The organism is Enterobacter sp. S-33, from assembly GCF_028735835.1.
In the GTDB taxonomy this organism is placed as follows: domain Bacteria; phylum Pseudomonadota; class Gammaproteobacteria; order Enterobacterales; family Enterobacteriaceae; genus Enterobacter; species Enterobacter vonholyi.
Map to the genome: position 1 here is coordinate 2,630,031 of NZ_CP117838.1, position 13,539 is coordinate 2,643,569.

The following is a 13,539-nucleotide window of genomic DNA, read 5'->3' on the forward strand; positions in this document are numbered from 1 at the left end:
GAGGTGGATGATGCGTGATTTACATACAGGCGTCTGGCAAATGAGCCTGGCGATGTTAATTTCCGGCTCTATCGGTGCGTTTGTTTTGCTGAGCGGTCTGCCGGTAATGGAAGTAGTGTTCTGGCGCTGCCTTATCGGGGCAATAGCGCTTTTTATTTTTATCCGGGTAAGTCAAAAGCCCTTTAGCCCTCTCACCCACACCACGCTGATGCTGGCTATTCTCGGCGGCGTAGCGCTCGTGGTGAACTGGCTGCTGCTCTTCGCGGCCTATGAACGGATCTCGATTGGTCTTTCGACCGTGGTCTATAACACCCAGCCGTTTATGCTGGTCCTGATGGGGATGTTTTTAGGCGAGCGCGTCAGCCTGGTGAAATGGGGCTGGCTGTTCCTCGCCTTTGGCGGCGTGGTGATCCTGCTCTCCAGCGAGCTGACCGGCGCGCATGGCGGTGAATGGCTCGCCGGAATCGGCCTGGCAATGGCCGCGGCCTTCTTCTACGCGCTGACGGCAATCATTGCACGCAAGCTGAAAACAATCGCGCCGCAGCATATTGCCTTTATCCAGGTGCTGACGGGCGTCGTGATGCTTTTGCCGTTTGCCAGCATGCCGTCATTTACCGGTGATTTTCCCTGGCCTACCCTGCTGACGCTGGGCACCGTCCATACCGGCATTATGTACCAGCTTCTCTATAGCGCGATTCAGAAGCTGCCTACCCCGATTACCGGTTCCCTGTCGTTTATCTATCCGGTGGTGGCAATTGTTGTCGATAATCTGGTGTTCGGACACTCGCTTAACCTGACGCAGCTGGCGGGCGGCGCGCTGATCCTGTTTGCTGCCGCAGGCAACAACCTGGGCTGGGGCGAAAAAAAACCCCGCGAGTGCGGGGTTGGCATCAAAACGGCGAATTAGCGACGGGCGCGCACAATCTGGTATTTGCGCGTCAGGTACTCTACCGGCGCGCTCCAGATGTGGACCAGGCGGGAGAACGGGAACAGCACAAACAGCGTCATTCCCAGCACCAGGTGAACGCGGAAGATAAACGCCACGCCGTCCAGGTGCTCAGACGCTCCGCCGTGGAAGGTCACCACGGACTGCGCCCAGCCGACCAGCTTCATCATTTCGCTGCCGTCCATATGCTGTGCCGAGAACGGAATGGTCAGCAGGCCCAGCGCGCACTGCACCATCAGCAGGGAGAGGATCAGAATATCCGCGGCGGTCGTGGTCGCACGCACGCGCGGGCTGAACAGGCGACGTTTCAGCAGCAGCAGGCCACCGACTAAGGTCATCACCCCGCAGGCACCGCCGGCGATCATCGCCATCTTCTGCTTCACCTCAATCGGTAGCCACGCTTCATACATCCAGTGCGGCGTCAGCATCCCCAGGAAGTGACCGGCAAAAATGCCCAGAATACCGATGTGGAACAGGTTAGAGCCCACATGCATCCCTTTACGATCCAGCATCTGGCTGGAGGCCGCACGCCAGGTGTACTGGCCGTAGTCGTAGCGCAGCCAGCTTCCCACCAGGAACACGGTGCCCGCGATATACGGGTAAATGTCAAAGAAGAACATATTCAGGAAGTGCATTAGTGCCGTCCTCCGTTAGAGATATTCAAATATTGCGGGGCAACCGCGCCGGCAAAACGACGCTGGTGGGCAGAGATTTCAGACTCGCCGCAGTTCTGGTCAGCAAAGAATTTCACCTGCTCTTCTTCCCAGACCGCATCCAGCGCTTGTGGAGTATCGTCCCGGGCTTCATCCGCGATTTTCTCCGCCACTTTTTCGCTGTCGACCGAGGCGTTGGCCAGCTTCACCAGCAGATCGAACAGCACCGCATAGCGGCTCTCGCGCTGCTGAAGGCGCGCGCCGAGCAGCGCCAGGATCGGCGCGATGTCCTGCAGACCACCCAGCGCCTCCTCTTTCGGCAGCTGCGCCAGATACTCCAGATAGAGCGGCAGATGGTCCGGCAGCTCGCGGCTGTCGAGCTGCAGGCCGTGCTGTTCGTACTGGGCCATCAGGTCCACCATCGCCTGACCGCGGTCGCGGGATTCACCGTGAACGTGTTCAAACAGCAGCAACGAGGTTGCGCGCCCCCGATCAAACAGCTGGCTGTAGTCCGCCTGGGCATCCAGAAGGTCGCGCGCCAGCAGATCGCGGAGGAAAACGCCAAGCCGCTGGGCATCGTCTTTATCCAGGTTTTCAGATGACGCGAGCGCGTCAAAAAGCTCCTGCTGATGCTGCGCAAGCGCAGCATCCGGGTACTCGAGCAGACGCGAAACAATGACAAGTTCAATCATGAGTGCGGCTCCGTTTTACTGGTCACATCCATGGCGTCGATGCGGCGGCTGTTGAACAGGTTGAATTTACTGTCTGACCCGTGGCAACCGTCGCCAAAGGTAAAGCCACAGCCATTTTTTTCCGGGAAGGCTTCGCGGGCCAGCTCTCGGTGGCTGCTCGGCACCACGAACCGGTCTTCGTAGTTGGCAATCGCCAGATAGCGGTACATCTCCTGCGCCTGCGCTTCGGTCAGGCCGACCTCTTCCAGCGCGCGGGTATCGATTACGCCATCAACGGTTTCGGCACGCTTGAAGTGGCGCATCGCCAGCATACGCTTCAGCGCCAGCAGTACCGGCTGGGTATCACCGGCGGTCAGCAGGTTTGCCAGGTACTGCACCGGGATACGCAGGCTTTCCACGTCCGGAAGAATGCCGTTACTGCCCAGTTCACCCGCGTCAGCCGCAGACTGAATCGGCGACAGCGGCGGCACGTACCAGACCATCGGCAGGGTGCGGTATTCCGGATGCAGCGGCAGGGCCAGCTTCCAGTCCATCGCCATTTTGTACACCGGAGACTGCTGCGCGGCGTCAATCACGCTCTGCGGAATGCCGTCCTTCAGGGCCTGCTCAATCACCTTCGGATCGTTCGGATCGAGGAACACGTCCAGCTGACGCTGATACAGATCTTTCTCGTTCTCGGTGCTCGCGGCGTTTTCAATCGCGTCCGCGTCGTACAGCAGCACGCCGAGGTAGCGAATACGGCCTACGCAGCTTTCGGAACAGACGGTTGGCATCCCGGCTTCAATACGCGGGTAGCAGAAGATGCACTTCTCTGACTTGCCGCTCTTCCAGTTGAAGTAGATCTTTTTGTACGGGCAACCGGTTATGCACATACGCCAGCCGCGGCACTTGTCCTGGTCGATCAGCACGATACCGTCTTCTTCACGCTTGTAGATCGCGCCGCTCGGGCAGGTCGCCACGCACGCCGGGTTGAGGCAGTGCTCGCACAGGCGCGGCAGATACATCATGAAGGTGTTTTCGAACTGGCCGTACATCGCCTTCTGCATATTCTCGAAGTTCTGGTCTTTGGCGCGTTTCTCGAACTCGCCGCCCAGAATCTCTTCCCAGTTTGGACCGCTGGTGATCTTGTCCATGCGCTGACCGGTGATCAGCGAGCGAGGACGGGCAATCGGCTGGTGTTTGCTTTCCGGCGCGTTGTGCAGGTTCTGGTAGTCGTAATCAAACGGCTCGTAGTAATCGTCGATGCCCGGCAGGTGCGGGTTGGCGAAGATTTTTCCCAGAAGCCAAGCGCGGTTGCCCATGCGCGGCTGCAGCTTGCCGTTGATTTTACGGATCCAGCCGCCCTTCCACTTCTCCTGGTTTTCCCAGTCGGTCGGGAAGCCGGTGCCCGGCTTGCTTTCCACGTTGTTGAACCAGGCGTATTCCATACCTTCGCGGCTGGTCCAGACGTTTTTACAGGTGACCGAGCAGGTATGGCAGCCGATGCATTTATCCAGATTCAGCACCATGCCGACTTGTGAACGAATTTTCATTTTACGCTCTCCTGTACCTGGTCATTACCTTCGCCGTCTAACCAGTTAATGTTCTTCATCTTACGTACCACCACGAACTCATCGCGGTTCGATCCTACGGTGCCGTAGTAGTTAAAGCCGTAGGCCAGCTGTGCATAACCACCGATCATGTGGGTCGGCTTAGGCGTAATGCGGGTCACGGAGTTGTGGATCCCGCCGCGCTGCTCGGTAATTTCTGACCCCGGCAGGTTAACGATACGTTCCTGCGCGTGGTACATCATGGTCATCCCGGCCGGTACGCGCTGGCTCACCACCGCACGCGCCGTCAGGGCACCGTTGCTGTTGAACACTTCGATCCAGTCGTTATCTTCAATACCCAGGTCTTTGGCGTCCGTTTCGCTCATCCAGACAATCGGACCGCCGCGCGACAGGGTCAGCATCAGCAGGTTGTCGCTGTAGGTGGAGTGGATACCCCACTTCTGGTGCGGCGTCAGGAAGTTCAGCGCCTTCTCAGGGTTACCGTTCGATTTCGCGCCCATCACCGCTTTCACGGAGCGGGTGTCGATTGGCGGACGGTAAACCAGCAGGCTTTCACCGAAGTCGCGCATCCACTGGTGATCCTGATACAGCGACTGACGACCGGAAAGCGTGCGCCATGGGATCAGCTCGTGAACGTTGGTGTAGCCCGCGTTGTAGGACACATGCTCATCTTCCAGACCAGACCAGGTCGGGCTGGAGATAATCTTGCGCGGCTGGGCCTGAATATCGCGGAAGCGGATTTTCTCTTCCTCTTTATTTGTCGCCAGATGCGTATGGTCGCGACCGGTGAACTCGCTCAGTGCCGCCCAGGCCTTCACGGCAACGTGGCCGTTGGTTTCCGGGGCCAGGGTCAGGATCATCTCCGCCGCATCAATTGCCGTATTGAGCATTGGCTGGCCTTTCGCCGGACCGTCCGCTTTGGTGTAGTTGAGCTTGCGCAGCAGGTCCATTTCGCTCTGGGTGTTCCAGGCGATCCCTTTCCCGCCGTTACCGATTTTCTCCATCAGCGGGCCGATAGAGGTAAAGCGCTCGTAAGTTGCCGGGTAGTCGCGTTCAACCGGAATAATGTGCGGTGCGGTCACCCCCGGGATCAGGTCGCATTCGCCTTTTTTCCAGTCCTTCACGTCCAGCGGCTGCGCCAGTTCGGCGGCAGAGTCGTGCTGGATTGGCAGCGTCACCACGTCGGTCTCTTTGCCCAGGTGCCCCACGCAGACTTCGGAGAATTTCTTCGCGATGTCTTTGTAGATCTCCCAGTCGCTTTTCGATTCCCACGCCGGGTCAACGGCGGCAGACAGCGGATGAATAAACGGATGCATATCCGAGGTATTCATGTCGTCTTTTTCGTACCAGGTCGCGGTTGGCAGCACGATGTCGGAGTACAGGCAGGTGCTGGACAGACGGAAGTCGAGGGTTACCACTAGATCCAGCTTGCCGTCGAGACCGTTGTCTTTCCACTCCACCTCTTCCGGCTTCACGCCGCCCTGCTTGCCGAGATCTTTCCCCTGGATACCGTTTTCAGTACCGAGCAGGTACTTCAGCATGTACTCGTGGCCTTTACCGGACGAGCCCAGCAGGTTGGAGCGCCAGATGAACAGGTTGCGCGGGTGGTTTTTACCGTTTTCCGGCTGTTCCGCCGCGAAGCGGATTGAGCCATCCTTCAGCGATTGCACGGTGTAATCCACCGGTGACATACCCGCCTGCTTCGCCTCTTGTGCAATGCGCAGCGGGTTAGTGCCCAGCTGCGGTGCCGACGGCAGCCAGCCCATGCGCTCGGCGCGCACGTTGAAGTCAATAAGGTGGCCGCTGTAGCGGGATTTATCCGCCATCGGCGACAGCAGCTCCTGCGCGGTGACCGTCTCGTAGCGCCACTGGCTGGAGTGGTTATAGAAGTAAGAGGTGCTGTTCATGTGGCGTGCAGGACGCTGCCAGTCAAGTGCAAACGCCAGAGGCTGCCAGCCGGTCTGCGGACGCAGTTTCTCCTGGCCAACGTAGTGCGCCCAGCCGCCGCCGCTCTGACCGACGCAGCCGCAGAAGATCAGCATGTTGATCAGTCCACGGTAGTTCATATCGAGGTGATACCAGTGGTTCAGACCCGCACCGACGATGATCATTGAACGGCCGTGCGTTTTGTCCGCGTTTTCTGCGAACTCGCGTGCGATACGGGTAATGTGCGCGCGAGGAACTCCGGTAATCTGTTCCGCCCAGGCCGGGGTGTAGGCCTTCACGTCGTCATAGCCGGTTGCGCAGTTTTCATCGCCCAGGCCGCGCTCCAGACCGTAGTTCGCCATGGTCAGGTCATAGACGGTGGTGACCAGCGCGGTAGAGCCGTCGGCAAGCTGCAGGCGCTTCACCGGCAGCTTGTGCATCAGTACGTTTTTCAGTTCAACCTTGTTGAAGTGCTCGGAACCTTCGCCGCCGAAGTACGGGAACCCGACCTCGGCGATCTCGTCCTGGCTACCCAGCATGCTGAGGCGCAGCTCAGTCTCTTCGCCGGTGGTGCCGTTACGTTGCTCAAGGTTCCACTTGCCCTTCTCGCCCCAGCGGAAGCCGATAGAGCCGTTTGGCGCCACCAGCTCGCCGTTGCTGTTATAGGCAACGGTTTTCCACTCTGGGTTATTTTCCTGACCCAGCGCGTCCACCAGATCGGCAGCACGCAGCGTACGCCCTGCGGCATAGTAGCCGTCACGCTCTTCCAGCATGACCAGCATTGGCATGTCGGTGTAGCGGCGGACGTAGTCGGTGAAGTACTGGCTTGGCTTATCAAGATGGAACTCGCGCAGCATGACGTGGCCCATCGCCATCGCCATCGCGGCATCGGTACCCTGTTTCGGTGCCAGCCACAGATCGCAGAGCTTGGCGATTTCCGCGTAGTCAGGGGTTACCGCCACGGTTTTAGTGCCTTTGTAACGGACTTCAGTAAAGAAGTGCGCGTCCGGCGTACGGGTCTGAGGCACGTTTGAGCCCCAGGCGATGATGTAGCTGGAGTTGTACCAGTCGGCGGACTCCGGCACGTCGGTCTGTTCGCCCCAGGTCTGCGGAGACGCTGGCGGCAGGTCGCAGTACCAGTCGTAGAAGCTCAGGCAGGTACCGCCGATAAGTGACAGATAGCGCGCGCCGGAAGCGTAAGAGACCATCGACATCGCCGGGATTGGCGAGAAGCCCGCCACGCGGTCAGGACCGTAGGTTTTCACGGTGTAGACGTTGGAGGCGGCAATTAGCTCGTTCACTTCTTTCCATGAGGAACGCACAAAGCCGCCGCGGCCGCGAGCCTGCTTGAAGCTTTTCGCTTTATCCGCGTCTTCAATGATGGAGGCCCAGGCATCAACCGGATCGCTGTGCTGCGCTTTCGCTTCACGCCACATTTTCATCAGACGCTTGCGCATCAGCGGATATTTCAGACGGTTAGCGCTGTAGAGATACCAGGAGTAGCTGGCGCCACGCGGGCAGCCACGCGGTTCATGGTTTGGCATATCCGGGCGGGTGCGCGGGTAGTCGGTCTGCTGCATTTCCCAGGTCACCAGACCATTTTTAACGAAAATCTTCCAGCTGCATGAGCCAGTACAGTTCACGCCGTGGGTCGAACGGACGACTTTGTCATGCTGCCAGCGCTGACGGTAACCGTCTTCCCAGTCCCGGTTGGTATCCAGAACCTGGCCGTGCCCATCGGCAAAAGTTTCACCCTTCTGTTTGAAGTAGCGAAACCGGTCCAAAAATTTGCTCATCGGGTATCTCCTGTATGGAGCCTGTGGCTCTCTAAATCGACATTGCTGATTTGCAGCGAAGGTAACGCCCTGAAAGAGGGGGAGAATTGATAACGATCAAGACGAGGAGGGACTTTCAGGCGAGGGGTTACACCGAATACCACCAAAGCGGTATCTCCAAAAAATCCATATCAATATGAAAAATAAGGTTAATTTTATTTCATCGTACAAAAAGCCAGTCGAAATTTAACATCTCAGGTATTAAGGGGTAGACCCACCTGCATAGCGATGGCGATCGCAGTGCCCCCGCAGGCGTCTGTCGAAAAAGTCGTGAGTATGTTGTAACTATTACTCAGGATAAAAAAACGCGGCCTGAAGGCCGCGTAAACGGATAATCACACTTACTTATTTTTTTTGGTATTACGGCCATATACCAGCCACGTAATCACGACGCAGGCGATATAGAAGACGAGGAAAACTTTCATGGCGCCAGCCGGAGAGCCGGTCAGATCCAGAGAGATACCGAACGCTTTCGGGATAAAGAAGCCGCCAATCGCGCCGATGGCTGAGATAAAGCCCAGCGCCGCAGCCGTATCCGTCGCCGCTTCGCGCATTGCCTGCTCTTCGCTCCCGCCCTGCACTTTCACGCGATCCATCGTCAGCTTACGGAAGATCACGGAGATCATCTGGAAGGTGGACGCACTCCCCAGCCCCGCCGTCAGGAACAGCACCATAAACACGCCGAAGAAGGCGATGAAGTTACCGCCCTGCCCGTCGGCCGGCAGCGTGAGGAACAGCAGCGTGCAGAACACCGCCATCACGATGAAGTTAACCAGCGTCACGCGGGTACCGCCCAGACGGTCAGACACCATGCCGCCCAGCGAGCGAGCAAGGGCGCCAATAAATGGGCCGAAGAAGGCGAATTGCAGGATCTGCACGTCCGGGAACTGCGTTTTCGACAGCATCGCGAAGCCCGCCGAGAAGCCGATAAACGAACCGAAGGTCGCCAGATACAGCAGCGCCATCACCCAGAGGTGTCCACGCTTCAGCACCGGCAGCTGTTCGCTCAGCGACGCCTTCGACGCGGACAGGTCGTTCATAAAGAACCAGGCTGCGAGGGTGAAGACCACCAGGAAAGGTACCCAGATCCAGGCGGCGTTCTGCAGATAGAGGGAAGAACCATCCGCCTGCTCAACGCCACCGCCGCCAAAGGCCGCAAAAATAGAAACAGAGATCGCCAGCGGGGCAATCAGCTGCATCACGCTCACGCCCATATTGCCCAGACCGCCGTTAATACCCAGCGCGCCGCCCTGCTTCGCTTTCGGGAAGAAGAAGCTGATGTTTGCCATGCTGGAGGCGAAGTTCGCACCCGCAAAACCGCACAGCAGGGAGATAATCACGAATACGCTGAACGGCGTAGAGGTATCCTGCACCGCGAAGCCGAGCCAGACGCAGGGGACGATCATGATGCCCGTACTGAATGCCGTCCAGCGACGGCCGCCAAAGACCGGCACCATAAACGCGTAAGGCACACGCAGCAGCGCGCCTGACAGCGACGGCAGCGCGGTCAGCATAAACAGCTGATCGGTCGTAAACGTAAAACCCACTTTCGGCAGGTTTACCGCCACCGCGCTAAACAACATCCATACGCAAAACGCCAATAACAAACACGGCACGGAAATCCAAAGATTCCGGCTTGCTACACGATGGCCGCGCTGTTGCCAGAACGCCGGATCCTCTGGACGCCAGTCTGTAATAACGGCACCATTTTCCCTTTCGGGAGCGGATGAGTGACTCATAGACACCTCTGATTCTCGAATGATGCTGCAAACATTAGGGTTTTAGGGCGGCGGTAAGTTGATATAAATCAAAGGAAAAGTGGGAGGATTTGCGGCGCAAAATAAGGTCTCACCCTTAGTGAGTAGGCTAATTCGGTAAAAAAGACGTGGTTTTTCACGGCACTGACGGTTCCTGGCTACTCCCACCTCCTTGCCCCTACTCCGTTGGCAATTTAGGGGTAATCCTTTATTGGTATGGGTATACTCCAGGGTATGCACCAGAATAGCGCCATTCCTGCAAGCAGGCCACGTCAGGAGCACGCCACCTCTATGTTAAAAAGATGTTTATCTCCGCTGACGCTCGTGAATCAGCTAGCCCTGATTGTTTTGCTGTCCACCGCCATCGGCGTGACCGGCATGGCGATCTCCGGCTGGCTGGTACAGGGAGTACAGGGTAATGCGCATGCCATCAACGAGGCAGGCTCGCTACGCATGCAGAGTTATCGCCTGCTGGCGTCGGTCCCCCTGACGCAGGACGATCGGCCTCTGATTGATGAAATGGAGCGCACGGTCTTCAGCCCCGAGCTGGAAAACGCCGCCATCCGCGCCGGTCAGCAGTCCCAGCTTAACGCCCTTCAGGGTTACTGGCACACCCAGCTGCAGCCCGGGCTGAAACAGGCTCGCACCACGGAAACCGTTGCGCAGGACGTTGCGGGGTTCGTCTCACGTATTGATGCGCTGGTCTCCGCTTTTGACCAGACGACCGAATTACGCATCGACCGGGTGGTGATGGTGCACCGCGCAATGGCGCTGTTTATGGGGCTGCTGCTGATCTTCACCATCGTCTGGCTCCGCGCGCGGCTGCTGAACCCGTGGAAACAGCTGCTGGCGATGGCCCGCGCGGTGACCGCACGCGATTTTACCCAGCGCACGCACATCAGCGGGCGCAACGAGATGGCCATGCTTGGCCAGGCGCTCAACACCATGTCGGCAGAGCTCTCCGAGAGCTACGCGGTACTGGAACAGCGCGTTCAGGAAAAAACGGCGGGACTGGAGCAGAAAAACGAGATCCTCTCCTTCCTGTGGCAAGCCAACCGCCGTCTGCACATGCAGGTGCCGCTATGCGAGCGCCTCTCTCCGGTGCTGAACGGCCTGCAAAATCTGACCCTGCTGCACGACCTTGAGCTGCGCGTCTACGACGTGGAAGACGAAGATAACCATCAGGAATTTACCTGCCAGTCGGATATGTCGTGCGATGACAAAGGCTGCCATCTTTGCCCTCGTGGCCTGCCGCCGCTGACGTCCGGCGGCACCACCCTGAAGTGGCGCCTGACCGACAGCCACACTCAGTACGGTATTCTGCTGGCAACGCTGCCAGCCGGGCGTCACCTGAGCCACGACCAGCAGCAGCTGGTCGATACGCTGGTCGAACAACTAACGGCCACGCTGGCGCTCGACAGGCATCAGGAAAAGCAACAGCAGCTTATCGTCATGGAGGAGCGCGCAACCATCGCCCGCGAGCTTCACGACTCTATCGCCCAGTCGCTCTCCTGTATGAAAATGCAGGTGAGCTGCCTGCAGATGCAGGATGCAGAGATGCCGGAAAGCAATAAGCAGCTGCTTAGCCAGATCCGCAACGAGCTGAACACCTCCTGGGTACAGCTTCGCGAGCTGCTGACCACCTTCCGCCTGCAGCTGACCGAGCCGGGCCTGCGCCCGGCGCTGGAAGCCAGCTGTCACGAATTTAGCGCCCGGCTGGGGTTCCCGGTGAAGCTTGACTACCAGCTGCCGCCGCGGTTTGTCCCCTCCCATCAGGCCATACATTTACTGCAGATCGCCCGTGAAGCGCTGAGCAACGTGCTCAAGCACTCCGGCGCGACGGCGGTAACGGTCACCGTCAGCCAGCACAACAACCAGGTGAAGCTTACGGTTCACGACAACGGCCGCGGCGTGCCGGAAAATGCCGAACGCACAAACCACTATGGTTTAATTATTATGCGAGACCGCGCCCAAAGCCTGCGCGGTGATTGCCAGGTTCGCCGGAGAGAGACGGGCGGCACGGAAGTTGTCGTCACCTTTATTCCCGAGAAACCGCTTACAACTGCTCAAGGAGAAACCCATGACTAATCAGGAACCGGCATCCATCCTGTTGATCGACGACCATCCGATGCTGCGTACTGGCGTGAAACAGCTGGTCAGCATGGCGCCCGATATCACGGTGGTTGGCGAAGCCAGCAACGGCGAACAGGGCATTGAGCTTGCCGAATCCCTCGATCCCGATCTGATCCTGCTCGATCTGAATATGCCGGGCATGAACGGTCTGGAGACCCTCGACAAGCTGCGGGAAAAATCGCTTTCCGGGCGCATCGTCGTCTTTAGCGTCTCGAACCATGAAGAGGATGTGGTCACGGCGCTGAAGCGCGGGGCGGATGGTTATCTGCTCAAAGACATGGAGCCGGAAGACTTGCTTAAGGCGCTGCAGCAGGCTGCGGCAGGCGAGATGGTTCTCAGCGAAGCCTTAACGCCGGTGCTGGCCGCCAGCCTGCGCGCCAACCGCGCCACCTCTGACCGCGACGTCAGCCAGCTAACGCCGCGCGAGCGCGACATTCTCAAGCTCATTGCCCAGGGGCTGCCGAACAAAATGATCGCCCGGCGCCTGGACATCACGGAAAGTACGGTCAAAGTGCACGTGAAGCATATGCTGAAGAAAATGAAGCTTAAATCCCGCGTCGAAGCCGCGGTGTGGGTGCATCAGGAACGCATTTTTTAAGGGCTACTCATCCGGCAGCAGCTTCCAGCGCGGATCGTCGTCAGGCAATGCGACCAGCGGCTGCACCACAGCAAGCGCGATCTCATTGGACGAGACGCGCTGGCCTTTCTCATCTTCCACCACCGCCGACAGGTGCCAGCGGTTTGTCGCCCCTTCGCTGTCATCCCAGGCAGGCATAATCACGCTCCAGCCGTCTGTGCTGTTGCTTTTCGCCGGTGACGTCAGGCTCAATGCCTGCGTATCCCCCTGCCAGTGGATCTGACGAATGCCGTGCGTGCTGCGGACCTGGAGCTTCAGCATGACGTTCTCGCCCCCTTTCAGATCCCACGGAGGCGTTGCCAGCCACACGGACAGCGTTTTGCGCTGACGGAACTCCATCACCGGCAGGCTATTGCGCTCCGGCGAGTCGTAGCGGCTTCCGCGCAGGGATCGCGTGGCGGCGACTTCACCGGCGGAAAGCTGTTTCACCAGCGGCACGCCAAAGCGATAGTTGAGCTTCAGCCCGAGGTTATTCTGGCTCTCGCCGCTTTCGCCCTGCTTGTGCCCGGCAGTCAACGTGACCAGCGGGACGGGGGTGTAGTTAAGCCCCAGATTCACCGCTACCGGATTGTGGTAGCCAGTTCCGCTGTTGAAGAGATCGACGTTATCGCCAAAGTATTGCTCGAAGCTGACGCTGGTGTTCAGGTGATGGAACCACGGCAGCCAGGCTTTAGCGGTGACGTCATAGCCGCGCGCCATGCGCTGCTCCTGGACATCAGAGCGATCGCGCCAGCCGGCAATGGGCTGATAATAGTTGGCTGACAGGCGCAGATTTTCCCCCCACGCTTCCGCGCCCAGCCCTGCACGCTGCAGGTTTTCATCCAGCAGGTTATCGTAAAAGGTGTTGTAACCCAGCAGCCATTTCCCGGCGACCCAGCGCTGGCCGATTCCAGCGTTACTCACCAGGCCATCCGTCTGCTGGGTCAGGCCAAGCTGGCTCCAGCTCAGATAACGGTTATTATCGTTCCACGGGATAAACCAGTTCCCGCTGCTGCCGTTAAATTTGCCGTCGTTATCCACCAGTAAGTTCACGCTGGCGTTCCCCCAGGGCGAAAGCCAGGACTCAATCTGCTGGTTCACTTCGCCGCTTACCGCGTCGCGCACCTGGCCAAACGCGAACTGACGCGCCTGCTCGCCGGTCGTCAGTCCATTGTCGGTCATGCTGGCTTCACCAAAGGCTTTCGCCATTTCGGCCAGATGCTTCTCCCCCTCGCCGGTTGGCGCCGCCATTCCGAGGTCGGGCAGGTTATCCCCGTCGTTATCAAAGGGATTTTGTGCCTGCTGGATAAAGGAATTCGGCGCACCGTGAACGGCTCCGACCGTAAGAAGGGGGAGTAAAAACAGCAAACGAATGCGGGACGATACAGCCATCAACGTCGTCAATAAGAACCTGTGTTTATGAATAAACTC

The 13,539-nt window shown here is 58.5% G+C and carries 9 protein-coding genes; 3 read left to right on the top strand and 6 right to left on the bottom strand.

The annotated features are described in order from the left end of the window. The first annotated feature begins 10 nt into the window (after window positions 1-10). On the top strand, window positions 11-907 hold the full coding sequence (locus PUP35_RS12505; RefSeq protein ID WP_274243271.1) for a DMT family transporter: 897 nt from the start codon (window positions 11-13) through the stop codon (window positions 905-907). Here the strand turns inward: PUP35_RS12505 and narI are convergent. From narI to PUP35_RS12530, 5 genes are all read right to left on the bottom strand, one after another. Continuing rightward, window positions 904-1,581, bottom strand: coding sequence for a respiratory nitrate reductase subunit gamma (gene narI, locus PUP35_RS12510; protein ID WP_115875462.1), 678 nt, complete (start codon window positions 1,579-1,581; stop codon window positions 904-906). The two genes, PUP35_RS12505 and narI, sit on opposite strands and share 4 nt — an antisense overlap. Further along, entirely contained in the window at window positions 1,581-2,291 is a 711-nt protein-coding gene (narJ, locus tag PUP35_RS12515) for a nitrate reductase molybdenum cofactor assembly chaperone (protein WP_047741766.1), read from the bottom strand. The genes narI and narJ overlap by 1 nt, the downstream gene beginning before the upstream one ends. Beyond that, complete coding sequence (gene narH / locus PUP35_RS12520; protein WP_274239859.1) at window positions 2,288-3,823, bottom strand: nitrate reductase subunit beta; 1,536 nt, start codon at window positions 3,821-3,823, stop codon at window positions 2,288-2,290. Before narH ends, narJ begins: the two co-directional genes overlap by 4 nt. Beyond that, window positions 3,820-7,563 carry a nitrate reductase subunit alpha gene (locus PUP35_RS12525; RefSeq protein ID WP_127731319.1) on the bottom strand — a complete coding sequence of 1,248 codons (3,744 nt, stop codon included), beginning with the start codon at window positions 7,561-7,563 and terminating at the stop codon, window positions 3,820-3,822. The genes narH and PUP35_RS12525 overlap by 4 nt, the downstream gene beginning before the upstream one ends. A 380-nt stretch (window positions 7,564-7,943) precedes the next feature. Beyond that, window positions 7,944-9,341 carry a NarK family nitrate/nitrite MFS transporter gene (locus PUP35_RS12530; RefSeq protein ID WP_274239865.1) on the bottom strand — a complete coding sequence of 466 codons (1,398 nt, stop codon included), beginning with the start codon at window positions 9,339-9,341 and terminating at the stop codon, window positions 7,944-7,946. Between the two features lie 309 nt (window positions 9,342-9,650). Between PUP35_RS12530 and narX the strand changes: the two genes are divergently transcribed. Then, complete coding sequence (gene narX, locus PUP35_RS12535; protein WP_274239867.1) at window positions 9,651-11,447, top strand: nitrate/nitrite two-component system sensor histidine kinase NarX; 1,797 nt, start codon at window positions 9,651-9,653, stop codon at window positions 11,445-11,447. Then, complete coding sequence (narL, locus tag PUP35_RS12540; protein WP_008499531.1) at window positions 11,440-12,090, top strand: two-component system response regulator NarL; 651 nt, start codon at window positions 11,440-11,442, stop codon at window positions 12,088-12,090. Before narX ends, narL begins: the two co-directional genes overlap by 8 nt. Window positions 12,091-12,093: 3 nt before the next feature. On the opposite strand, the gene PUP35_RS12545 is transcribed toward narL, so the two are convergent. Next, window positions 12,094-13,500, bottom strand: a complete 1,407-nt coding sequence (locus PUP35_RS12545; RefSeq protein ID WP_274239871.1) for a YchO/YchP family invasin — start codon at window positions 13,498-13,500, stop codon at window positions 12,094-12,096. Window positions 13,501-13,539 lie beyond the last annotated feature (39 nt).

Excerpts from the sequence above, each read along its gene's own strand:
- PUP35_RS12530 (WP_274239865.1), bottom strand. The coding sequence starts at position 9,341 with ATGAGTCACTCATCCGCTCCCGAAAGGGAAAATGGTGCCGTTATTACA.
- narH (WP_274239859.1), bottom strand. The coding sequence starts at position 3,823 with ATGAAAATTCGTTCACAAGTCGGCATGGTGCTGAATCTGGATAAATGC.
- narL (WP_008499531.1), top strand. The coding sequence starts at position 11,440 with ATGACTAATCAGGAACCGGCATCCATCCTGTTGATCGACGACCATCCG.
- narI (WP_115875462.1), bottom strand. The coding sequence starts at position 1,581 with ATGCACTTCCTGAATATGTTCTTCTTTGACATTTACCCGTATATCGCG.
- narX (WP_274239867.1), top strand. The coding sequence starts at position 9,651 with ATGTTAAAAAGATGTTTATCTCCGCTGACGCTCGTGAATCAGCTAGCC.
- PUP35_RS12545 (WP_274239871.1), bottom strand. The coding sequence starts at position 13,500 with ATGGCTGTATCGTCCCGCATTCGTTTGCTGTTTTTACTCCCCCTTCTT.
- PUP35_RS12525 (WP_127731319.1), bottom strand. The coding sequence starts at position 7,563 with ATGAGCAAATTTTTGGACCGGTTTCGCTACTTCAAACAGAAGGGTGAA.
- narJ (WP_047741766.1), bottom strand. The coding sequence starts at position 2,291 with ATGATTGAACTTGTCATTGTTTCGCGTCTGCTCGAGTACCCGGATGCT.
- PUP35_RS12505 (WP_274243271.1), top strand. The coding sequence starts at position 11 with ATGCGTGATTTACATACAGGCGTCTGGCAAATGAGCCTGGCGATGTTA.